This window comes from Burkholderia sp. ABCPW 111, assembly GCF_000773065.1.
GTDB lineage: Bacteria > Pseudomonadota > Gammaproteobacteria > Burkholderiales > Burkholderiaceae > Burkholderia > Burkholderia savannae.
The window spans coordinates 264,057-286,005 of sequence record NZ_JPWT01000001.1 but is presented as its reverse complement, the minus strand read 5'-3'; the positions used below and the strand labels follow the sequence as shown (position 1 = coordinate 286,005).

Below are 21,949 nucleotides of genomic sequence, written 5' to 3'. Positions count from 1 at the left end.
AAGAAGGCCCCGGCTGCGTAATGCGGTTGGGGCTTTCGCGTTTTGAGCGTCGGAGTTTTGCGCGTCGGATTTCCGGAGATTCGATCGATGAGAGGGCGGCGCGCGAATGATGCGCGACGAGTCGCCCGCGATGAAGGTGATTCGATGCTTCGCACGCGATGCGTGCATTGAGGCCGACGCGACATCCGGGCGACTTCGGAAGGTTCACGCCTTTGCGATCATGATCGAGGTTCGATTGCCGGCAAGCCGGCGACTATGGCGTCATGTTCTTGGCGAGGGCGGCAACGCACATTCGTCGGGATGCAGGCGAAAGAGGGAGTGCGCAAGGCGAAAGCGGCGAACACGGCTGCGTGAAGAAAGCGAATCCCCGGGAAAGCGAATCCGCGGCGTCGCTCCGACGTTATCTGGCCGCAGAAAGCAAAACAGGCGCCGAAGCGCCTGTTTTGCTTTGAAACTCTGGGGTGGCTGATGGGACTCGAACCCACGACGACAGGAATCACAATCCTCTCAAGACGGTATTTCCCGGCGTTGACTGAAAATTACGAAATCCGATGAAATCGTTGATGGGCGTGACTTTATGGGATTTATGGTTACAGAGTCCTGTTGACTTGCGTTGATTGGTCTGCCTAGAATAGGGTTACATGGCGGTTACATGGGATGCATGTAACCCGAAACCCGGATGGTGGCGACAGTGGCAAAGGTCAATTTCACAGCGGGGCGGGTCAACGGGCACAGCTGTCCGGCTGGGAAGCCTCAGGCGTTTCTCTGGGATAGCGGGGCATCTGGTCTGGGCCTGCGTGCCACGGCGGCGGGTGCGCTGTCCTATATCTACCAGGGCAAGCTGAACGGGGCGACGGTGCGCGTCACGATTGGCGCGCCGAAAGACTGGGACATCGACAAGGCACGCGATGAAGCACGCCGCCTGCAACGCCTGATTGACGCCGGCAAGGACCCGCGCGAGGAAGCAGCCGAACAGCGCGCCGCACGCGAAGCGCGGAAGGCTGAGGCTCGCCGCCAGGACGTGACGCTGGCGGACGCTTGGGCGGCGTACATCGAGGCTCGCCGCTCGAAGTGGAGCGACCTGCACTACCGCGACCATGTAACCCTCGCCAGTGCTGGCGGCCAGCCGAAGAAGCGCGGCAAGGGGCTGACGGAGCCCGGGCCGCTCGCCGCGTTGATGCCGCTGAAGCTGTCGAACCTGAACGCCGACCGGATGGGCGAATGGCTGGCGGATGAAGCCGCCCAGCGGCCGGCACGTGTCCGGCTGGCCTTCAATCTCCTGCGCATCTTCGCAACGTGGTGCGAATCGAGGTCCGAATATCAGGGGCTTATCGACCCACAGGCCGTCGCCACCCGTCTTTCGAAAGACGCCCTGCCGAAGCAGGCCGCCAAAACTGATTCCATTCAGCGCGAGCAACTGGCCGCGTGGTTCGGAGCCGTCCGCCAGCTCGGCAACCCGGTCATGGAGGCATATCTAATTGGCCTGCTGCTGACCGGCGCGCGCCGCGAGGAACTTGCCGAATTGCGCTGGGATGACGTGGACTTCCGGTGGCGGAGCCTGCACCTGAAAGACAAGGTGGAAATCGAAACCGGGCGGGTCATTCCCCTGACACCGTATTTCGCCAGCGTGCTGCTCGAGCTCAAGCGCATCAACGACACGCCGCCGAATGTGCGGCAGATGCGCAGCCTTCAGGCCAAGGGCGAAACATGGCAGCCGTCAGCGTGGGTATTCGCAAGCAAGACTTCCGGTGATGGCCGGCTGGCGGCGCCGAATAACGCCTTGCATCGCGTCTGTGGGATTGCCGGCATCGCTCCTGTGACGTTGCACGGCCTGCGGCGGTCATTCTCCAGCCTGGCCGAATGGACGGAAGTCCCGTCAGGCATCAAGGCGCAAATCATGGGCCACAAGCCTTCCGCCATCGCTGAGCGTCATTACAACGTGCGCCCGCTCGACCTGCTGCGCATGTGGCACGACAAGCTGGAGACGTGGATTCTCAAGGAGGCTCGCATCGACTTCAAGCCCGAGCAGAACCAACAGGGCTTGCAGGCGATGGGCGCTTGAATACCTGTAATCGTTCGACTACACTTTGACCATGTTCACGATTAAACCGCTTCCCCAGTTCACCGCGTGGCTGGATGACCTGGCTGACGCCTCGGTGCGCGGCGTAGTCGTGGCGAGAATCAAGCGTCTGGAGCGCGGATTGATGGGCGACGTCGAGCCGGTTGGCGATGGCGTCTCCGAATTGCGCATCCATGTCGGTGCGGGCTGGCGGGTGTACTTCACGCAGCGCGGTTCGCAACTGATTGTGCTGCTGGTCGGCGGCTCCAAGCGCACGCAGAAGAGTGACATCAAGCGCGCCAAGGCTCTGGCGGCGCTGCTGGACTGAACGGAGAACCCACATGAGCAAGCGCATCAAGGTAGACGAACTGCCCGTGTTCGACGCCGCGCCGTATCTCGACAATGAGGAAGCCATCGCGGCCTACCTGACCGATATTCTGGAAGCAAACGACGCTGGCCTGTTGGCGTCCGCGCTGGGCGACATTGCCCGCGCGCGCGGCATGACCGAGATTGCGAAGGCGGCGGGCATTACCCGCGAGGCTCTATACAAGGCATTGCGGCCTGGAAGCGAACCGCGCTTCGAGACGGTTAGCCGTGTCTGCACGGCGCTGGGCGTGCGGCTTGTCGCGCAACCGGTGCATCCCTGACCGAGCATGACCGCCGCCTGACGGTATCAGGCAGAAGCGGCGGGAACAGGTGCGCCAACACTTGTCCCGCCTGACCACAACACGGCCTTTACAGGAGGTTCGTATCATGGCTGACGCCAATTCTACCGGGTGCGCTCGCCCTTATCTCGAAATAATTTGTGCCGCTGCGACCGCTCCGACGGTCTATGACGCGCTTGACGTGGCCGGCGATGTGCTTCGCCGTCTGACCAAATTCGCCCGTGTGGAGATACGCCATGGATAGTCGCAATGCTCCGGCCGCGGTGGCCAAACGGGCAGCCTCTGAGCTGGCCAATGCGATGGTCGCACTCCAGCACGCGGGCGCGCTGTTCGCTGCCATAGAAAAGGCCGTCCTTGACGGAACGGACAAGGATGCGGCTCTTCTGCTCGCGCAAATTGGTATCGAGACCACTGGGCATCAGGTCGAGCGCGCTGAATCGGAAGCAGACTTCTTCTGGGAGGTGTGCCATGGCTGATTTGCGCGACCACGGAGCGGCTGCTTTCCCCGTTGACTCCTTTATCTCCGTTCAACCGGGCTTGAGCGTTCAGGAGGCTCTGGAAGCAATCTCCGCCTACCTGTGCCCAGTTCTGGCCGCGTTACAGGAGGGCATAGCCGGCGAAGCCGACCCGGACATGCTCTACGGAGCATTGACCATGGCTAAGATTGCCAAGGCTCTGACTGATGGTGCAACGAACGTCTCAATGATGGAGGCGCGCCGTGGCTAAGCTCTACTCTCCCATGGAAGTCACGGCCTTCGGCGTCAAGGTTAGCCGCGGCACTAAATCCGGCTCTCAAGTCGTTTCAATGCTTTCCGAGAGCGTATGTGATAACCCGGTCGGTTTATGCGCGACTCAGTCCGCGAAGCTCTACGCCCTGACCATGATGATTCACGCGAACGGCTTCGACGTATTCGACGAACTTCTTGACGACGACAAGCGGAGCCTCGTTTGGCTGATGAACGATTTGGCCGGTCAGGTGGCCGCGCTCGCCGAGCTGGCGCGGGACGTCGACGCCGGAGAATCGCAACGGGGGATACAGAATGGCTGAGCGGACCACTGAATACTGTATTGCTACGAATCGCGGTGGCGCTCGCGTGTTCCGCAACCTCATCGATGCACGCGAGTTCTCCGTGGCAACCGCAAGCGATTTGGCGGCACTGACCGCCGTTATCAGGGCGTCGACTGAAGATGATGGGCTCATCGACCAGGCATGGGCGCTGGTAAATGACTTGGCCTTTCAGCTCGAGCAATCGGTGGCGATAGTTTGCGAGGCTAATCCGGCATAATCGACGTGCCTCCGTCTAGGTCGACGGGCCGAACGCCGGACACCTTCACCGGCTCGGCGGGGGCTCTCCTCTGAAGGCTTGCGCGCGAAGGGCGCTGATGCACTCTGATTTTCCCGAAGGAGCGGACCGCCTCTCGGTCTGGAACCTGGCTTGCCGTCTGGCCGGCCAGAACCCCATCGACGCATTGCCGACTGCGAGCACGCTCGACAAGCTGCGCCAGATATGCGGCATCGCGCTGGGTGGCGGCGTGGAGTGGGCGTCAGTTTCGCCTGACCGACCGCCGATTTTCCGGTTGGACGGCGCCGACGCAATGGCGCTTATCGCGCAGATGGCATCTCGTCCGGACGCAGTGACTGATTGGCAAGAGGCGCGCCGCCAGCTGACTCTCATCGATGTGCGTCGCGACTACTGGGAGCGCCAAGAGCAAACGCTAGCGGGTTCCCGAGAGTCCTCGCGAGATGGCGACGCCGACGCGACCAGCTCTGTGCGCCAACCTGAGAATCCGCCTTCCCGCACGGTCGACTTCGTCTCTTTGGCCGAAGCCTTGAACTTCATCGCCGGGACTCTCGATGTTCCCGCAGGCCGTACCACGGCGGAGGACGAGCCGATGTGGCGCGCGTCGGAAGCGGCTGCCGTACTGCACGAACATCTCAACAATGCGCCTGATAGCCGTCCACGATGGTTTGAAGTGAACGAGACCACTGGCAAGCCGCTCGTCAAGGATGTCGTCGCCGAGGAAGGTATGAGCATCCTCGTGCACGCTGCTGGATGGTTTGAGCGCGAGACGAAGGCGCAGACCGACCACATTCTCTGGTGCGTGAAGGCTGGCATTGAGCCCACCAATGAGCCGCGGCTGAGGGCTCTCGATGAGGGACAGTGGGACTACACCAGATACTTTCTCCGTGAGTATCGGATTGGGTTCGCAAGAAACGAACTCGCCGACCTGCTCGGCATGACGTTTGGCGCGGTGACCGCCAACGACAAAGATGAAGCCCGAAAAGTGCTGGCCAAGATGTACGCGCGGCTCGACCACATCGCATGGGCGATGGTCATTCTCGCGCCGGACGCCCCGGCTCGCGGCGAGGCGCGCTTTCGTCAAATCCAGGGCGTGACGAACTGGCTTGTATCGGAGGGACTTCAATTTAGGACTAGCGGCGGCTTGCCCGCCAGCCAGCCGAGTGGCGTTTCTGTAGCCGGAATGGACGTACGCGAATACCAATACCTCGCTGTCGCGGATGTTAGGGCCGCTGCAATCGCCGCTCGATGCTGGCCGAGAGATGCCGACCGGCACCGGAACATCGAGGGCGCTTCGCCATGGGGCAATGCGGCGACCCAGTCCGTCGAACTACCAGCGGGAAGGATTCCAGCATCGGTATTGGCCTACAGGATTGCCATGGCCTTGGTCGACGTGCCTTACGGCATAAGCACTGAAGCTTTGGAAGCCCGCAACCGGTTTGAGGCCGTGGTCAGCAAGCACCTCGACCAGATGACGGATATGGGCCGCCAGCGCGCCCTGGTGCTGGTTACTGCGGAAGGCATTGAGACGAACGACATCAGCGTCGGCTGCCTCTCGCCCGGGGACGCAAAGGCGTATCTGGGGAGGTACTGCATCCGATGGAGCGATGCCGTGGCGCAGGGTGACGCCGCTCATCCGGAGGCCGCAGATAACAAGTCCGAGCCGACAACACGAACCGTCACGCTGAGGGGCGATAAGTGGACGGACACGGAACTCCGTTCGCTGCTCGACGAAAGCAGGATGCCGGGCGCCACGCATGAGAAGCTCGGGAAAAAGCACAACGTTTCGCGAGCCCGCATTGGCAAGCTGTTGCAGCAGGCCAGGGACAAGTTCGAGACGCCAGCAAAAGCATCGGTGTTTCCGTCCGCAGCCACTGGAAAACGCAAGGTGCGCGGCACGAGCTATTAATCGCTGTTGCGTCGCCCTGTTGCGTGTATCGGCCTGAAACCCTTGCCGGGTAAGGCCGCAACCGTTGCGCAACACTGACGCCGCTGTTGCGGTCCGCAGTCTGCCCTCCAAGCGATTCGCATTGAGTCGCGCAACCTTGGAGAGATTCACGTGACTGCGCAACCACTTACGTCCACTCAGGCGCGCCGCCCCATCACGACCGATGAGCTGGCCGCGCTCCTCTCGATTCGCCCGCAGTCCATCCGTAAACGCTACTGCCAGACCGGCGCGTACTTCTCGCTTCGTCCGGTCAAGCTGCCGAACGGTCGCCTGATGTGGCCGGCAGACGCCCTCGACAAGCTGGCGGAGGGTGCGTAAATGACGAAACCCGACCGCCGCCAAGCTAAATCGGGTTTCAAGGGTGTTGCCAAGGTCGAGCCCAATGATACCCCCGAACCCACGCAGTTTGAACTCATCCCGGCGCCCGCGTTTGCTCCGGCGTGGCCCGCCAGCGATACGCTGCCGGCTGAGACGCTGGCACGGCTGCTGACCGGTGAGCGCCTGACGCAGCCAGCGTTCGGTACGAGCCGCTGGCGTCTGGCCGCGTATGTGATGGAGCTGAAGTATCTCGGATGGCCCGTGAAGTCCGCGCCGGTTCACTATCCCGGCCGTGCTCGCCCCATCGCGCAATACTGGCTCGATAACAAGACCATCATGGCCGCGCGTGCCCTGCGGGGTGCTGCATGATGAACGGTTTCGACGCAGCTCGTGCGCGCGAAGCCCTGTTCTCGCTCAGTGCCGGCTGCTCTCGCGACGAGTGGGTGCGCGCCGGCATGGCAGCGAAAGCGGCCGGCCTGTCCGAGGATGACTTCCTTGAATGGTCTGCGACCGGCGACAACTATGGCGGCGTCCGCGAAGCCCGCTCCGTCTGGAAGAGCATCAAGGCAGACGGCGGAATCGGCGAGGGCACGCTGTTCAAGATGGCGAAGGACGCGGGCTGGCACGACGGACACCCGAACAACGGTACGCAGGCAGCGCGCGTGCCGGTCGCAAAGCCCACGAAGACTTATGCGCCCCGGATGCCGCGGACCGACCTCGCCGCGACGCTCGACGGCTATCCGCCAGCCAGTGCCGACCATCCGTACGTCGTGGCAAAGCGCGGAAACCCCGAAGGCCTTCGCGTGGTGCCGGCCAATGACCCTCTGACCATAGGCGGCCAGCGCGTCGCCGGCTGGCTGGCGGTCCCGGTGCGCTCGTTCGACGGCACGCTGTGCACGGTGCAGTTCATCCCGGCGCCGGGCGCAGGTAAGAAGCTCAACGCGCCGGGCGCTTCGTTCAACGACGGCCTGTTCGTGGTCGGCAACATCGCGGCTGACGGCACGCTATACGTCTGCGAGGGAATCGGGCAGGCGTGGGCGTGCGCCAAGGCCGACTATCACGCCGCCGCTGCGGTGACGTTCGGCGCTGGCCGCACTCGTCCCGTCGCCAAGCTGCTGCGCAAGCGGTTTCCAGCCGCCCGCATCGTCATCGTGCCCGACCGGGGCAAGGAGTCGGACGCCGAAGACGTCGCACGCGAAATTACCGGGGCGTGGGCCGAGATGCCCGTCGACAAGGCGGCGAACTACGACGCAAACGACTACGAGGCCGAGCACGGTTCCGACGCGCTGGCCGACCTGCTGCGCGCCGCCAAGACGCCGCCCATGCGGTATCGCCTGCAGTCGGCAGACGACCTGCTGAACGCGCCGTCGCTTCGCTGGATGGTTCAAGGCGTGTTGCCCGCTGCGGGTTTCGGCGCTGTGTATGGCCCGTCTGGCACGGGCAAATCGTTCCTCGTGCTCGACCTGTGCGCAGCAATCGCGGACGGTGCCCAGTGGTTCGGGCATCGCGTCCACGCCGCTCCTGTGACGTATGTGTGCCTCGAAGGCGAAGCGGGTCTGGGCAAGCGCGCCAAGGCGTGGAGCATCCGCCAGCGTCGCAATCTGCCAGACCGTTTGCGCTTCGTCACGCAGCCGCTTGACCTGCGCCAGCCGGAAGACGTTGCCGACCTGTGCGCGGCGGTGCTGGCTGCTGGCGGCCGCGACGGCCTGCTTGTCATCGACACGCTGAACCGCGCAGCGCCCGGCACCGACGAGAACTCCAGCGTCGACATGGGCCAACTCATCGAAGCGTGCAAGGAAGCGCAGCGCCGGCTGGGCGGCATGGTACTGCTCGTCCACCACACGGGCAAGGATGGAGCGAAGGGCCTGCGCGGCCACAGCAGCCTGTACGCCGCGCTCGACGCCGCCATTGAGGTCTCACGCAACGACGCTCGCCGGGAGTGGAGCGTCGCGAAGAGCAAGGACGACGCCGACGGCGGACGCCATGCTTTCGTGCTGCGCGTGGTGGAGCTCGACGACGACGAGCACGGCGAGCCGGTGACGTCGTGTGTCGTGGAAGCTGACGAAAGCACCGAGGAAGTGCGGCGCGTGAAGCTCCCGCAGGGCGGCAATCAGCGTATCGCGCTCGACGCTCTAGCCGAGCCGCTGCGCCAGTCCCGGGACTTCGGAAAAGGCGATGCGCCGCCGAACTATCCCTGCCTTGAAATCGAGGCCGCTGTACGGCTGGTTGCATCGAGCCTGACCTGCGAGCCGCGAAAGCGAAACGAGCGTGCCAGGGCGGCCGTGACCGGCCTTGTGGCCAACGGCGTCTACGGCTCCAAGGACGGCTGGCTATGGCGCAAGTAACCCACCTCCCACCCATCCCGGAGTCCGTCCCGTTCCCGCCCGTATCTATATATACGGAGCGGGAGAAAACGGGACCCAGAAACTCCCGAAACGGGACGAAACGGGAAAAACGGGATTCCGAACGAAGAGCATTGAGGGCCTGACATGGGACTGAAATCGAGAACGAAGGGAAAGGCGGGCGAGCGCGAGATTGCTGCTCTGGTGCGAGAGCTGACCGGCTGGGACGTAAAGCGCCGCGTCCGCCAGCACGATGGTGATTCTGACCTCGACGGCGTGCCGGGTTGGTGCGCTGAGGTGAAGCGGTACGCGACGGCGACGCGCGGCGACATCCGCGAGTGGTATGCGCAGGCGGCTCGTCAGGCGGCGGAGAGCAAGCTCCCCGTCCTGTTCTACCGCCGTGACCGCGACGAGTGGCGCGCCGTGTGGCCGGTGGCGGTCAGGCTGGCGGTGCAGCACGGTTGCATGTGGAGCGGGTATGAGTGGACCTGCGAGGGTTCGATTGAAGCCTGGGCGGCGGTCGCTGCCGATTGCGAGGTGAAACATGATTGACGGACTGGTGAGCGGCAAGCTGTACGGCACGGCGACGAGCAGGACCGCGACAAGCGGCAAGGCATTCGTGACCGCGAAGGTGCGCGCCGCGGCGGGCGACGGTGAATCTCTGTTCGTGAACGTGATTGCGTTCGATGACGAGGCGAAGTTGGCATTGCTGGCGCTCGGAGACGGGGACAGCGTGGCGCTGGCGGGCACGCTGACGCCGAAGGCGTGGGTGGACCGCGCGGGCGATGCGAAACCTGCTCTCGACCTGGTAGCGCACGCAGTGCTCTCTGCCTACGACGTGAAGCGGCGGCGCACGGCAGTGCAGGCAGGCCGCCAGCCAGCGAACGGGGCCGGGCACGCGCGTCGGACTCACGAGGCGGGTGCGTCATCGGATTTTGACGACGACCTGTGAGGCGATGAGATGACTGACGAGATTGAGTTTCAGCGCCTTGTGCCACTCGATACGTGGCTGCATGAAAACGCCCGGATGCGTTCCATCTGGCGCTTCGGCAGTCCGCGCCTGACGGGCCCCGCCGACATGGGCAAGTGGTTGCGGCGGCACGAGGCGAGGCTGACCGAGCGCGGCGCGGTGATGCGTCTGGGGACTGCGTGGCGGATTGTGGAGCCGACGTTCCGCCCGGTGCTGTTCGAGATACTCGGCGAGGAGCGTGCGCGGGCCGACCCCAAGGGCAGGAAGTGAGGAAGCCGAATTGCTTTTGCGAAATTAACCCCATGAATGAACGCCGTTGCGAAAACTCCCCCATGAATGACACCGCTATTTGCGGACACATGCGCTTTCACAAGGAATCGACACATGAAAATTCTTGACCGAATCAGCAACCTGACCAACCCCGTCCAGAAGACCGAGCACGCGCCGGTGATGAGGCTAGACGACATGGAGCGACGACTGGCCCAACTCCCCGATGAAATCGCCCAGGCGCAGGCCGACGTACAGGCTCTGGCCCTGCGCAAGCAGGCGACCGATGCCACGGTGGCGAAGCTCACCGAGCAGGCCAGCGCGGGCACGCTCGATGACCCGGCTAGGCTGGCGGCGTCGCTGCGTCAGCAGCGTGAACTGGCGGCGGACGAATCCGCATCGCTGCGTATCCGCACGCTACAGGCCGAGCACGCGAAGCTCGAGCAGGAAATCCACGAGCACCGCCGGGTCGCGGCGACGCAGGCCTACCACGATGCCGTGCAACGCTATGCGCAGGCCTGCGCACCACTGCCCGCGCTGGCGCTGGTGGTCAAGGACGCGGCTGTGGCGGCCGGCGTCATCCTGACCGCGCACAACTCCCCGCATCTGGTCGGTCGCGACATCCAGATTGGAGGCGCGGTGGTCGACATTCCCCACAAAGGCGAGTGACCATGGCTGCAAAGCGGAAGGTAACCGCAGCGCCCGCGAAAGCAAAGTCGATGACCGTTGAGGCGCGTCAGGGCGAGGCCAGAAAGCAAGCCCAGGCCCGCGTGGCAGTGAACCCGGTATTCAACGCGGCGATTGTCGGGCGCAGCATCGTTGGCGGCACGGTGAGCGGCGTCGAATTTTCCGTGACCGATATTCATTCGGCGCTGCTCGACAAGTTTCGCCCGGTGGTGGAGCAAAACGACCTGAGCAGCGTCGAGACCATGCTGTTGGTGCAGGCGAATACGTGCGACTTGTTGTTCAATGACATGGTGCTCAGGGCGCGAGCCGCCGACACGATGCCGAAGCTCGAAGCGTACATGCGAATGGCGCTAAAGGCGCAGCAGCAGTGCGCGTCGACCTTGCGGGTGCTCGGCGAGTTGAAGAACCCGAAGTCGGTAGCGTTCATCCGCCAGGCGAACGTCGCGCACGGGCCGCAGCAGGTCAATAACGGTATCCCGCCGACCGGCGCCGCACGCGCACACGAGGAAGACGGCGCCCCGCCGAACAAACTTTTGGAGCATGACGATGGCGAATGGCTGGAATCCGGAGCGGCGGGCGAAGCAGGCCGAGGCAATCAAGCGGTGGAAGCCGTGGGAACGGTCCACGGGCCCGAAGACTGACGAGGGAAAGGCCGTCGTGTCGCAGAACGCGACGAAGCACGGTCTGCGGTCGGCGGAGTGGCTAGAGGAGCAGAGGCGCATCAATGACCTGTTACGAGCCTGCCGGAAGCACATGAGCCGAGCCCGGTGAACAGTCGATACCACATACCGCCCTCGGGCGGTTTTCTTTTTCTGGTCGTGGCGCTATCGTTCGTGCTACCGAATCCACGTCAAGGATTGCCATGGCGGCGAAAATCGACTTGCTGAAACGCGTCGTGCCTCGCGGCTCACATCGCCGCTTCCTGCTATCCGCAGTAGTGGTTTCAGCCCTTGTGCTCTTCGGCTGCGATAAAGCATCGGAGCCGAATGCTGCCGTCGCCGCGAGCAGGCCCTCCGCGTCGAGTTCGTCGGCACCACGACCATACGGGGACCTCAACGTGAACGCTGCTCGTCTTGCGCACTGGGCCCTCTTGAACGACTTGCGCAATGCTGCGAACCCAAGTGTCCGGCCGAACCCTTATCGGAATGACGCGCTGGCCTTTTTGCATCTGGACGATTCAGTTACAGCATCGGAGTATGCGGCCGCGTACTCGGCGAATGAAATCGCCGCGGACAACCGCTTCAAGGGCAAGACGTTCGCACTGACCGGCGTTGTTACCGGCATTAATCGCGATGCGGCGGGAGTGCCTTATCTCGGCCTGCTCGCCTCGGATGGGCTTGTGAAGGCGCAGCTCCGTTCGGACCAAGTCCAGAAAGCAGCGATGCGGTCGAAAGGCGATGAGGCATTCTTGGTCTGTCGTGGAGCGGGAATGACTGTGCCAGTCGTCATAGCCGATGACTGCGTGTCCATCGGCGACTACCTGCTCAGCGACTCGGAGGCTCAGGCGAAGCATGTGAGTGCTTTCCTGCATGGCAAGGAAGCTTTCGCGAAACCATTTGCCGAGGACGTCGTGAGCTTCTATGCGGTTGGCATGGAGTTGCCGGCCGACTCGCCGTGCTTCAAGGAGCCAGGCGGGAGCGCGTGCGCCGCTGTCTTGAAGCCATTCGCGACTGACCCGAAGTTGCTTGCGAGATTGGACGTGCGAGCAAAAGAGCTTCGAGGGCTGAATCTGCAGGAATACATCCGCAATTGACGCTCCGCAACTCCGGGCGAATGAAGCGACCTGGCCCGGAAATGCTCAGGTGCTTCGGCGTGCGGATGCATCGCCACATCTGCATAGCCTACTTGACCTCTCCGACGTTAGAGAAGAGTCATGCAGATGCCGTGACCTCGCCGACCTCTCCGGAGCCCCGTCGCGGTGTCGCGGCGAGCTGCGATTGACGAAATCCGGTTACACAGTGGTTACACGGACTCCAGAAAGCAAAAAGCCCAGTTCGATGAACCGGGCTAAGCGCTTGATTTTACTGGGGTGGCTGATGGGACTCGAACCCACGACGACAGGAATCACAATCCTGGACTCTACCAACTGAGCTACAGCCACCACTATTTTTCTCCGCTAATTCGCCGCAGCGGCGGCATCAACGAAGAAGCGAGATTATACAAACGCTGTTTAACTTTGCAAAGCCCTTTTTTCAAAAAATTCTTCCGGGCTTGCAAGGTGCGCGCGCGCTTCGTCGAAGATCGACAGATCGCCGCGTGCGAGGCGCTTGTTGTCCGACAGCACGCGGCGCCAGCCGCGCGCGCCCGCGACGCCGCGATACAGGCCGAGCGCATGCCGGACGATCGCGCCGAGATACGTGCCGCGCGCGAGCTCGGCCGCGCAGTATTCGACGAGCTTCGCCTCGATTGCTTCGCGCGTCGGCGCCGGCGCTGTCGCGCCATAGAAGCGTGCGTCGACATCGGCGAGCACGTACGGATTGTGATAAGCCTCGCGGCCGAGCATCACGCCGTCGACGTGCTGCAGATGCCGCTCGACTTCGTCGAGCGTCGTGATGCCGCCGTTGATGACGATCTCGAGCTGAGGAAAGTCGCGCTTCAGTCGATACGCATAGTCGTACTTGAGCGGCGGAATCTCGCGGTTTTCCTTCGGCGACAAGCCCTTCAGGATCGCGTTGCGCGCGTGCACGACGAATACGCCGCAGCCGGCCGCGGCAACCGTGCCGACGAAGTCGCGCACGAACGCATAGTCGTCGATTGCGTCGACGCCGATCCGGTGCTTGACCGTCACGGGGATCGACACTGCATCGCGCATCGCCTTCACGCAATCCGCGACGAGTTGCGGCTCGTTCATCAGGCACGCGCCGAATGCGCCGCGCTGCACGCGCTCGGACGGGCAGCCGCAATTCAGGTTGATTTCGTCGTAGCCCCAGCGTTCGCCGAGCTTCGCGGAATGCGCGAGGTCGGCGGGCTCGCTGCCGCCCAGTTGCAGCGCGACGGGCGCTTCGTCGGGCGTGAATGCGAGATGGCGCGCGACGTCGCCGTGGATCAGCGCGCCCGTCGTCACCATTTCCGTGTAGAGCCACGTGTGGCGCGAGATCGTTCGGTGAAACGAACGGCAATGGCGATCGGTCCAGTCCATCATCGGGGCGACGGACACCCGGCGTGGGCTGAGGGCAGGCGAGGCGGACATAGGCGGGACGGAAATGGCGCGGCGGCGCGTGAACAACCCGGTATTTTACTTCAATGCGGCCGACGAGCTGGCGTGCCGTGTGGCGCGTCCTCCATCCGCGGCTAATGTGCCGGCGGAGCGCGCATGTGGGTGCGCATATGAACGCCGCTTGCGGCGAGACGAGTCTTCACTCGTTCCTCGCGCACGTCTGGCTTTTCGTTTCCGGAGCAATTCGCAAGACGCTGCGATGCGTGGCTCGGCGGACGCGCTGCTCGCCCGCGATGCCGCGGCAAGCCGGCGCGCTGCGACCAAGGGCGGCTGTCCGCATTGGACGTCGGCGCGACGAGACGGCAAAGGGCCGCTATGCGTCGTCGCCGAATGAGATGCGGAAGTGTGCCGATGCTGCGTTTGCCGCATTCGGCTACGTGGGCGGGGGCAACGGTTCCTGCGCCTGCGCCGATCGCGATCCCGTGGATCTGAAGCCGTGACGCGCGTTTTCAGGGCGGCCAACGGTGATCGGCGCGAACCTGGCGAGCTTGCGGCGGTGCCGCCGCATTGGCTCGCCGGGCCGCCGCCCGGGAGCGTCGCATTGCACGGACGGCCGGCCTGGCGACGCCGGGCCGGCCCGCGCAAGCGGCCACCGCTATACGCGCTCCGTGATTCGCGGCGGCTCGCTCGACGCCATGCCGCCATCCGAGCCGGAGTCGGCGTCGTCGCGCGGGTCGCCGAGCTGGCCTTCCCACTTCGCGACCACGGCGGCCGCGATCGAATTGCCGACCGCGTTGGTCGCGGAGCGGCCCATGTCGAGGAACATGTCGACGCCCATGATCAGCAGCAGCCCCGCTTCGGGCAGGTGGAACTGGTTGAGCGTCGCCGCGATCACGACGAGCGACGCGCGCGGCACGCCCGCCATGCCCTTCGACGTCAGCATCAGCAGAAGCAGCATCGTGATCTGCGTGCCGAGCGGCAAATGGACGCCGTACACCTGCGCGATGAACAGCACCGCGAACGTGCAGTACATCATCGAGCCGTCGAGGTTGAACGAATAGCCGATCGGCAGCACGAAGCTCGAGATCTTGCGGTTCACGCCGAAGCGGTCGAGCGCGTCGAGCAGTTTCGGATACGCGGCTTCCGAGCTCGCGGTCGCGAACGACAGCAGGAACGGCTCGCGGATCAGGCGGATCAGCGTGAACGTGCGCTTGCCGAGGAACACGATGCCCGCGAGCGTGAGCACGCCCCACAACAGCGCGAGCGCGATGTAGAAGCTGCCCATGAACTTCGCGAACGTGAGCAGGATGCCGAGTCCTTCCGTCGTGATCGTCGACGCGAGCGCTGCGAACACCGCGACGGGCGCAAACCACATCACCGCGCCCGTGACCTTCAGCATGACCTGCGCGAGATCCTCGATCACGCCGGTCAGGCGCTTGCCGGTGTCGCCGAGCGCGGACAGCGCGGTGCCGAAGAAGATCGAGAACACGACGATCTGCAGGATCTCGTTGTTCGCCATCGCCTCGGCGATCGATTTCGGCACCAGGTGGATCACGAAATCCTTCAGCGTGAACGAGTTCGTTTTCAGGTTGACGGCGGCATCGGTGGCGGGCAGCGGCAGGCTCAGATGGCTGCCGGGCTGCAGGATCGTCGCGGCCATGAGGCCGAGCAGCAGCGACGTGAACGACGCGATGACGAACCAGCCCAGCGCCTTCACGCCGACCCGGCCGACCGCTCCCGTGTCGCCCATGTGCGCGATGCCGACCGTCAGCGTCGCGAACACGAGCGGTGCGATGATCATCTTGATGAGACGCAGGAACACGTCGGACAGCAGCGAGACGTAACCGGCGATTTCCTTCGCGATCAGCGGGTCCGGAAACGCGCTATGGCAGCCATAGCCGACGGCGATGCCGAGGATCATCGCAATCACGATGTACGAGGTGATGTTGCGTCTATTCTTCATGAGGAATCCAAATTGCACGGCGGATGTTGCAAATGACGGCGCCGCCGCCGGCGTGCAATCAGTGGACTTGGAATCTGAGCTGTTCGCGCGCCTTCCGGTACGGCACGCACCAGGCAATTCTTGCGGGACGCGCTCGGCAGGAAGCGGTCGCTGGGCGCAAGAGGCGATATGTTACCTCAATCGCCCGGATTGCTTTCAAAAGCGAAAGAGTTTGCTCGGGGTTTCGCTTGTCGCGCGGGCGGCGCGGCTGCTTCGACGGGCGCGCGGTGCGGCGCGGCGGCGGCGATGCAGCGGGCTTGTTTGGGCGGTTGGCGGTCGCGGTTGGGCCGAAACGCGGCTTGGACGAAGCGGCATCGGTGGCAAATGCTCGTTCGCGTGTGCGCGACGACGTTTCTATGCGTGTCGCGTCCCGTCGTTTCGGTGCGCAGGGCGTGCCTGAAATCGTGGCCGGCGTGTGCGTGCGCGCTCCGTGACGAACCGGTTCGCTCGGCGGGCTGTGGTGCGGCTACTGGATACGGCAGGAAGGCCTGCAATTGACGCACATCGCGCGCGTCGTCTGGTCGATCGCCGCCTATCTGCTGTTCCAGTTTGCGCGGTCCCGGGCAGGCGCGCTTCGCGCACGTTCCGCGTCGCGAAGCGTGCGCATGCGTGTCGAGCGCATCGCACGCGCTCGCTTTCGCTCACGCAAGCGGCAAGCGACAGGCGACATCATCGTCGACGCAGCGGCGTCCGTCCGCCGCCCGCCGTCACTCGACTTCGTCCGTTTGCCGCGCGATCCAGCCCGGCCCCGGCAGCGGCTCGACTTCCCGCGGATCGATCGGCTCGCCGCATTCGGAGCACACCATCACCGGCTGCATCACGTGCCCGCATTTGCGGTGCCGCAGCACGACGGGGGGGCCGTTGCCGTCGTCCTTCCAGCGGTCTCCCCACGCGGTGAGCGCGAGCAGCACCGGATAGAGATCGAGGCCTTTCTGCGACAGCCGATATTCGAAGCGCGGCGGCCTGTCCTGATATGCGCACTTCGCGAAGATGCCTTCGTCGACGAGCCGTGCGAGCCGCTCGGCGAGCACGTGGCGCGTGAGTCCCAGCTGCGTCTGGAACGCCTCGAAGCGGCGATGGCCGAGAAACGCGTTGCGCAGGATCAGCATCGTCCAGCGGTCGCCGAGCACGGCAAGCGTGCGCGCGACCGAACACGGCATCGAGCCGACGTCGTCCCATTTCATGATCCGATTCCGTATAGGCAGGGAAAGTGCGTTCGATTATAGAACGCACGCTCGAACCGGCGGCGCCTTCGTGTGTTGACAGCGGTTGAGCGTCTGCGAATAATGGGCGCCATCATAAGTTCTTTTTCGGAACTTTATGGTGCGCGATACGCGCGCCGCGTTCCGCATCCCAGCGAGGAGTGTGTCGATGAATCCGCTTTCCATGTCCGGTCTCGAACTGTTGCGCGCCGCAGCGGCGGGCGATTTGCCCGCCGCGTCGATCGCCGAGACGATCCCGATGCGGCCCGAGAGCATCGAGCTCGGCTACGTGAAAATGACCGCGCGCGCCGACGGCCGACATCTGAACCCGCTCGGCGGCGTGCACGGCGGCTTCGCCGCGACGGTGCTCGATTCGGTCACGGGGTGCGCGGTGCATACGATGCTCGATCCGGGCGTCGGTTACGGCACCGTCGATCTGCACGTGAAAATGCTGCGCCCGGTGCCGCGCGACGTCGATCTCATCGCCGAAGGGCGCGTGATCCATCTGTCCAAGAGTCTCGGCGTCGCCGAAGGGACGCTGAAGACGCCGGACGACAAGGTGGTCGCGCATGCGTCGGCGACGTGCTTCATTCAGCGGCCGGCGTGAGCGGTGCGCCGGCGCGCGGCTCGCGGCGCGCGATGCGTTGCGTGAGGTGCCGGCGCTAGTGCCGGTGTTGTGCCGGTGTCGGTGTCGGTGTCGGCCGAGCGTCGGTTGCCGGGCGGCCGCGCGGGAGGGCCGAGCGCATGCGCGTCGCCGACGCGTCGACGCCGTAAGCGCAGCCTCGGCGTCGCTTCGCCGCGCGCGTCCTGAAGCAATCGCGCCGATGTGTTAGCTTCGAATTTTTGCACGCGAAGCGACAGGAACCTCAGCATGGAATACCGCACACTCGGCAATTCGGACGTCAAAGTCAGCTTGATCGGTCTCGGCACGATGACCTGGGGCGAGCAGAACACCGAAAGCGACGCGCACGCGCAGCTCGACTATGCGATCGACCAGGGCGTCACGCTGATCGACACCGCCGAGATGTATCCGGTGCCGCCGATGGCGCAGACGCAGGGGCGCACCGAGGCGCATCTCGGCACGTGGCTCGCGAAGCGGCCGACGCTGCGCGACAAGCTGACGATCGCGACGAAGATCGCCGGCCCCGCGCGCCAGCCGCACAACCCGACGCACATTCGCGGCGCGGGCAACCAGTTCGACCGCAAGAACCTGACCGAGGCGCTCGACGGCAGCCTCAAGCGCCTGCGCACCGACTATGTCGACCTGTACCAGCTGCACTGGCCGGACCGCAGCACGACGACGTTCGGCCGCCCCGCGTATCCGTGGATCGACGATTCGTACACGGTGCCGATCGAGGAGACGCTGGCCGTCCTCGGCGACTTCGTGAAGGCGGGGAAGGTGCGCCATGTCGGCGTGTCGAACGAAACGCCGTGGGGCGTCGCGCGGTTCCTGCGCGCGGCCGAGAAGCTCGGCCTGCCGCGCATCGTCAGCATCCAGAATCCGTACAGCCTGCTGAACCGCACGTTCGAGAACGGCTTGTCGGAATTCAGCCATCGCGAGCGCATCGGGCTGCTCGCGTATTCGCCGCTCGCGTTCGGCTGGCTGTCGGGCAAATATGAAGAGGGCGCGCGTCCCGCCGGCGCGCGCATCACGCTGTTCGAGCGCTTTCAGCGCTACAGCAAGCCGCACGCGGTGCAGGCGACGTCGCGTTACGTCGCGCTCGCCAAGCGGCACGGGCTGTCGCCCGCGCAGTTCGCGCTCGCGTTCGTCAACAGCCGGCCGTTCGTGACGAGCAATCTGATCGGCGCGACATCGCTCGAGCAATTGCGCGAAAACATCGCGAGCGCAGACGTGAAGCTCTCGCCCGACATCCTCGCCGAAATCGACGCGCTCCACGAGCAGCAGCCGAACCCCGCGCCGTGACGGCCTTCGGGCGGCGGCCCGCAGGCGCGCGTCGCGTGCCGCCGCCCGGCCTCGTGCTGCCGGGCGACGCACGCCGCAGCAGCGAATGCCCCAATCGGAGAATCGCGCGGCACGTGCGATAATCGCCGCTTTCCGTCGGCTGTCCGGCTCGCCCGACCCGGACATGAAATTCCGCATTCGAAATCGAGGCGCCGATGAGCCGCCGTCCGCCGCGCCGTGGCGCGATGCGGCGTTCGTCCGTTTCCGGCATTTCGCAACGATGCGCAACGACGCACAACCACACGCATTCACGGCGACCAGCATGAACAGTTCCCGTTACACCCCGCACCCGGCGCTCGGCCTCGCGACGTTCGTCGTGCTGGCGGTCGCGGGCCTCTTTTACGTCAAGTGGTTTCCTTACTATCACAAGGCGTTCGTCGCGGCCGAGCATCATTCGATCGGCCAGTCGATCCTGATGGGAACCGCGGCGCACGCGCCCGAGCCGTCGCTGCAGGCGGCGCTCGACTACGCGTGGGCGTACGGCAAGGCGATCTGGCAGGCGATGGTGCTCGGCCTGCTGCTCGGCTCGGCGGTGCAGGCGCTGCTGCCCGCGCACTGGGTCGCGCGCGCGCTCGGCGGGACGGGCTTCGGCAGCGTCGCGGCGGGCGGCCTGCTCGCGCTGCCGGGCATGATGTGCACGTGCTGTGCGGCGCCCGTCGTCGCGGGCCTGCGCGAGCGCGACGCGTCGCCGGGCGGCGCGGTCGCGTTCTGGCTCGGCAACACGGTGCTCAATCCGGCCGCGCTCGTGTTCATGGGTTTCGTGCTCGGCTGGCACTGGAGCGCGCTGCGGCTCGTGCTCGGCGTCGCGATGGTGTTCGGCGTCGGCTATCTGATCAACCGTCTCGCGGGCGCGAAGACGCAGGATATCGACGATACGCTGCGCGCGAAGCTCGTCGCGGAGCAGGCAGCGGCCGGCAACGCGTTCGTGCGCTGGATGAAGATCTTCGCGCGGATGACCGTGCGCCTCGTTCCCGAATATCTGCTGCTCGTCCTGCTGCTCGGCGCGGCGCGCGCATGGTTGTTCCCGCACATCGGGCCGGACATCGGCAACGGGATCGGCTGGATCGTCGCGTTCGCGGTGGCGGGCATGCTGTTCGTGATTCCGACCGCGGGCGAGGTGCCGATCATTCAGGCGATGTTGTCGCTCGGCATGGGCGTCGGTCCGGCGGGGGCGCTGCTGATGACGCTGCCGCCCGTCAGCGTGCCGTCGCTCGCGATGCTCGCGCGCTCGTTCAAGCCGACGACGCTCACGCTCGTGGCGGCGCTCGTCGTTGCGTTCGGGGTGGTCGGCGGGCTGGCGGCGGTCGCGCTCGGATTCTGAGCGCGACGCGGACGGCGACTGTCGCGGCGGCGGTCGGGCTGTTCGCTCGGCGGGCGCTCAGGCTCGGCGGGCGCTCAGGCGGCGCGTCCTCCGTCGCGGGCGCGTCTGCGGGTAAGCCGGGCGAAATGCTGGATCGGCTTCGGGAGGCGGGCCGCGGGCGATCGCCGATCACGCGCCGGCGAGCCGCAGTCGACATGTGCCGCGCGGCGCACGCCGTTGCGGATGCGGCGGGCAGGGCACCGCACGCGCGCCGATCGCCCTCGTGTCGCGCACATAAGCAATCGGGCCGGTCTCGGAATCGAGGCCGGCCGTCATTTTCAGAAGCAGAAGCAATCAGGAAAACGCATGACGAAACACAAGGTACATCCCCGCCTCGAACAGGCGCTCACGCGCGGCGATCTCGCGATTCGCCAGGCCAACTCCGCGCGCGCGACCGCCGTGCTGAACGCGCTGGGCAAGATGATCGTCGAGGCGTCGGCGACGATCGGCGTCGAGGCGAGCATCGACATTCCGCAGGGCGAGCGCGTCTACGATCCGCTCAACGGCGTGTGGCCGCAAAAGATGCTCGTTTCGTTCGACGGCCCGGTCGAGGACGCCGATCCGGAAGAACTGCGCACCGTGTATCTGCTCGCCGACGACCCGACCACCATGTTTCGCGTCGAATGGCACCGCGCGGACGGCAAGCTCGGCCGCCAGGAAGGCGGGCCGCTCGCGACCGTCGCGTTCCTGACCGATGTCGAGATGCCCTGGGGCGACGACGAAGAGTGAGCGTTGCGCTCGAGCCCGCGCGGCCGGCAACCGGGCGATGCGGCGCGTGAGCGCCGCGCGCTCCGAAAGGCCGCATGCCCGGCGCTCGGTCGGGCATGCGCGCCGCCGCTGCGAGCCGGCCGGGCGGCCCGGCCCCGTCAGCGCATCATTCGCCGCCTGAACAGGCGCGCGCAGACGAAGAATCCGCCCACCGCGTACGCGACGAGTATCGCGACATGGAGCGCGATGTCGGTCGCCGGGCGGCCGAGCATCGCCGGACGGATCAGGTCGACCGCGTTCGCGAGCGGCAGCGCATGCGCGACGTGCCGCGCGAATTCGGGCAACTGCGCGAGCGGGAAGAACACGCCGGACAACAGCAGCATCGGCGTCAGCACGAGCGTCTGGTAGAACATGAAGAAGTCGTACGACGGCGCGAGCGCGGTGACGATCATCGCGAGGCTCGCGAACGCGAGGCCGGCGAGCGCGATCACCGGTAGCGCGGCCAGCATCGACGGAAACTTCGCATAGCCGAGAATGCCCGCGACGAGCATGATCGCCGCGCCCGACAGCATCGCCTTGCTCGCCGCCCAAACGATCTCGCCGAGCACGATGTCGCCGAGCGACAGCGGCGTGTGCATGATCGCCTCCCAGGTGCGCTGCACGTGCATCCGCGAAAAGCCCGAGTACATCGACTCGAAGCTCGCCGAAATCATCACGCTCGAGCCGACCGTTCCGGCCGCGAGAAACGCGATGTACGACACGCCCTCGACGTGCCCGACCATCAGCCCGAGCCCGAAGCCGAGACCGAACAGATAGATCATCGGATCGGCGAGGTTGCCGAACATCGACGCGATCGCGAGCTTCTGCCAGACGAGATAGTTGCGCCGCCAGACGGCGATCCAGTTGGTGGCGTTCGCGGGCAGCGCGAGCGCGAATGCGGATGCGCGCTCGCGGGGGGCGACGGCCGGCGACGGCGAGTAGTGGCGAGTGTCCATTTGTC

At 65.1% G+C, this 21,949-nt stretch carries 25 protein-coding genes and 1 tRNA gene; 21 read left to right on the top strand and 5 right to left on the bottom strand.

Annotated elements, in window-relative coordinates; translation table 11 throughout:
• The first annotated feature begins 679 nt into the window (after positions 1 to 679).
• From X946_RS01130 to X946_RS01050, 17 genes are all read left to right on the top strand, one after another.
• Positions 680 to 2,062 carry a tyrosine-type recombinase/integrase gene (locus X946_RS01130; protein WP_442854581.1) on the top strand — a complete coding sequence of 461 codons (1,383 nt, stop codon included), beginning with the start codon at positions 680 to 682 and terminating at the stop codon, positions 2,060 to 2,062.
• 31 nt (positions 2,063 to 2,093) lie between these two features.
• Positions 2,094 to 2,387 carry a type II toxin-antitoxin system RelE/ParE family toxin gene (locus X946_RS01125; protein WP_038743161.1) on the top strand — a complete coding sequence of 98 codons (294 nt, stop codon included), beginning with the start codon at positions 2,094 to 2,096 and terminating at the stop codon, positions 2,385 to 2,387.
• 13 nt (positions 2,388 to 2,400) lie between these two features.
• Positions 2,401 to 2,706, top strand: a complete 306-nt coding sequence (locus tag X946_RS01120) for an addiction module antidote protein (RefSeq protein ID WP_038743159.1) — start codon at positions 2,401 to 2,403, stop codon at positions 2,704 to 2,706.
• Between the two features lie 254 nt (positions 2,707 to 2,960).
• The gene (locus tag X946_RS01115) at positions 2,961 to 3,200 is read left to right on the top strand and encodes a hypothetical protein (RefSeq protein WP_038743158.1); all 240 of its coding nucleotides are present in this window, start codon (positions 2,961 to 2,963) and stop codon (positions 3,198 to 3,200) included.
• Positions 3,193 to 3,450, top strand: coding sequence for a hypothetical protein (locus X946_RS01110; protein ID WP_038743156.1), 258 nt, complete (start codon positions 3,193 to 3,195; stop codon positions 3,448 to 3,450). The genes X946_RS01115 and X946_RS01110 overlap by 8 nt, the downstream gene beginning before the upstream one ends.
• Positions 3,443 to 3,772 carry a hypothetical protein gene (locus X946_RS01105; RefSeq protein WP_152611596.1) on the top strand — a complete coding sequence of 110 codons (330 nt, stop codon included), beginning with the start codon at positions 3,443 to 3,445 and terminating at the stop codon, positions 3,770 to 3,772. The genes X946_RS01110 and X946_RS01105 overlap by 8 nt, the downstream gene beginning before the upstream one ends.
• Positions 3,765 to 4,010: a hypothetical protein gene (locus X946_RS01100; protein ID WP_152611595.1), complete on the top strand. Its 246-nt coding sequence runs from the start codon at positions 3,765 to 3,767 to the stop codon at positions 4,008 to 4,010. The genes X946_RS01105 and X946_RS01100 overlap by 8 nt, the downstream gene beginning before the upstream one ends.
• A gap of 97 nt (positions 4,011 to 4,107) precedes the next feature.
• Complete coding sequence (locus X946_RS01095) at positions 4,108 to 5,934, top strand: hypothetical protein (protein ID WP_152611594.1); 1,827 nt, start codon at positions 4,108 to 4,110, stop codon at positions 5,932 to 5,934.
• 150 nt (positions 5,935 to 6,084) lie between these two features.
• Positions 6,085 to 6,291, top strand: a complete 207-nt coding sequence (locus X946_RS01090; RefSeq protein WP_038743150.1) for a DNA-binding protein — start codon at positions 6,085 to 6,087, stop codon at positions 6,289 to 6,291.
• Positions 6,292 to 6,660, top strand: a complete 369-nt coding sequence (locus tag X946_RS01085; protein WP_038743148.1) for a hypothetical protein — start codon at positions 6,292 to 6,294, stop codon at positions 6,658 to 6,660.
• Positions 6,657 to 8,636 carry an AAA family ATPase gene (locus tag X946_RS01080; protein ID WP_038743146.1) on the top strand — a complete coding sequence of 660 codons (1,980 nt, stop codon included), beginning with the start codon at positions 6,657 to 6,659 and terminating at the stop codon, positions 8,634 to 8,636. The genes X946_RS01085 and X946_RS01080 overlap by 4 nt, the downstream gene beginning before the upstream one ends.
• A 144-nt stretch (positions 8,637 to 8,780) precedes the next feature.
• Positions 8,781 to 9,185 carry a putative PDDEXK endonuclease gene (locus tag X946_RS01075; protein WP_038743144.1) on the top strand — a complete coding sequence of 135 codons (405 nt, stop codon included), beginning with the start codon at positions 8,781 to 8,783 and terminating at the stop codon, positions 9,183 to 9,185.
• Complete coding sequence (locus tag X946_RS01070; RefSeq protein ID WP_038743143.1) at positions 9,178 to 9,585, top strand: single-stranded DNA-binding protein; 408 nt, start codon at positions 9,178 to 9,180, stop codon at positions 9,583 to 9,585. The genes X946_RS01075 and X946_RS01070 overlap by 8 nt, the downstream gene beginning before the upstream one ends.
• Before the next feature lie 9 nt (positions 9,586 to 9,594).
• Positions 9,595 to 9,873 (top strand): hypothetical protein, encoded by a 279-nt coding sequence (locus X946_RS01065; RefSeq protein WP_038743141.1) that lies wholly within the window; start codon positions 9,595 to 9,597, stop codon positions 9,871 to 9,873.
• Positions 9,874 to 9,987: 114 nt separating this feature from the next.
• Complete coding sequence (locus X946_RS01060) at positions 9,988 to 10,539, top strand: hypothetical protein (protein ID WP_038743139.1); 552 nt, start codon at positions 9,988 to 9,990, stop codon at positions 10,537 to 10,539.
• A 2-nt stretch (positions 10,540 to 10,541) separates the two neighbouring features.
• Positions 10,542 to 11,198: a hypothetical protein gene (locus tag X946_RS32945; RefSeq protein WP_038743137.1), complete on the top strand. Its 657-nt coding sequence runs from the start codon at positions 10,542 to 10,544 to the stop codon at positions 11,196 to 11,198.
• A gap of 221 nt (positions 11,199 to 11,419) precedes the next feature.
• Positions 11,420 to 12,310 carry an OB-fold protein gene (locus X946_RS01050; RefSeq protein WP_081989254.1) on the top strand — a complete coding sequence of 297 codons (891 nt, stop codon included), beginning with the start codon at positions 11,420 to 11,422 and terminating at the stop codon, positions 12,308 to 12,310.
• A 272-nt stretch (positions 12,311 to 12,582) separates the two neighbouring features.
• Here X946_RS01050 and X946_RS01045 read toward each other — a convergent pair.
• From X946_RS01045 to X946_RS01030, 4 genes are all read right to left on the bottom strand, one after another.
• A tRNA-His gene (locus X946_RS01045) sits at positions 12,583 to 12,658 on the bottom strand.
• Positions 12,659 to 12,727: 69 nt separating this feature from the next.
• Positions 12,728 to 13,747, bottom strand: coding sequence for a tRNA dihydrouridine(20/20a) synthase DusA (gene dusA / locus X946_RS01040; RefSeq protein WP_038743133.1), 1,020 nt, complete (start codon positions 13,745 to 13,747; stop codon positions 12,728 to 12,730).
• A gap of 622 nt (positions 13,748 to 14,369) precedes the next feature.
• Entirely contained in the window at positions 14,370 to 15,677 is a 1,308-nt protein-coding gene (locus tag X946_RS01035) for a dicarboxylate/amino acid:cation symporter (RefSeq protein ID WP_038743131.1), read from the bottom strand.
• A gap of 746 nt (positions 15,678 to 16,423) precedes the next feature.
• Positions 16,424 to 16,900: a winged helix-turn-helix transcriptional regulator gene (locus X946_RS01030; protein ID WP_038743129.1), complete on the bottom strand. Its 477-nt coding sequence runs from the start codon at positions 16,898 to 16,900 to the stop codon at positions 16,424 to 16,426.
• 187 nt (positions 16,901 to 17,087) lie between these two features.
• On the opposite strand from X946_RS01030, the gene X946_RS01025 reads away from it, so the two are divergent.
• The 4 genes from X946_RS01025 to X946_RS01010 all read left to right on the top strand — a co-directional run bounded on the left by X946_RS01025 (position 17,088) and on the right by X946_RS01010 (position 20,970).
• Positions 17,088 to 17,525: a PaaI family thioesterase gene (locus X946_RS01025; protein WP_038743331.1), complete on the top strand. Its 438-nt coding sequence runs from the start codon at positions 17,088 to 17,090 to the stop codon at positions 17,523 to 17,525.
• Between the two features lie 264 nt (positions 17,526 to 17,789).
• Positions 17,790 to 18,842, top strand: coding sequence for an NADP(H)-dependent aldo-keto reductase (locus tag X946_RS01020; RefSeq protein WP_038743128.1), 1,053 nt, complete (start codon positions 17,790 to 17,792; stop codon positions 18,840 to 18,842).
• Between the two features lie 301 nt (positions 18,843 to 19,143).
• Positions 19,144 to 20,202, top strand: coding sequence for a permease (locus X946_RS01015; RefSeq protein ID WP_038743329.1), 1,059 nt, complete (start codon positions 19,144 to 19,146; stop codon positions 20,200 to 20,202).
• Positions 20,203 to 20,547: 345 nt separating this feature from the next.
• Positions 20,548 to 20,970, top strand: a complete 423-nt coding sequence (locus X946_RS01010; RefSeq protein WP_038743126.1) for a hypothetical protein — start codon at positions 20,548 to 20,550, stop codon at positions 20,968 to 20,970.
• A 137-nt stretch (positions 20,971 to 21,107) separates the two neighbouring features.
• Here X946_RS01010 and X946_RS01005 read toward each other — a convergent pair whose 3' ends face one another.
• Positions 21,108 to 21,944, bottom strand: a complete 837-nt coding sequence (locus tag X946_RS01005; protein ID WP_038743124.1) for an ABC transporter permease — start codon at positions 21,942 to 21,944, stop codon at positions 21,108 to 21,110.
• Positions 21,945 to 21,949: the final 5 nt, after the last annotated feature.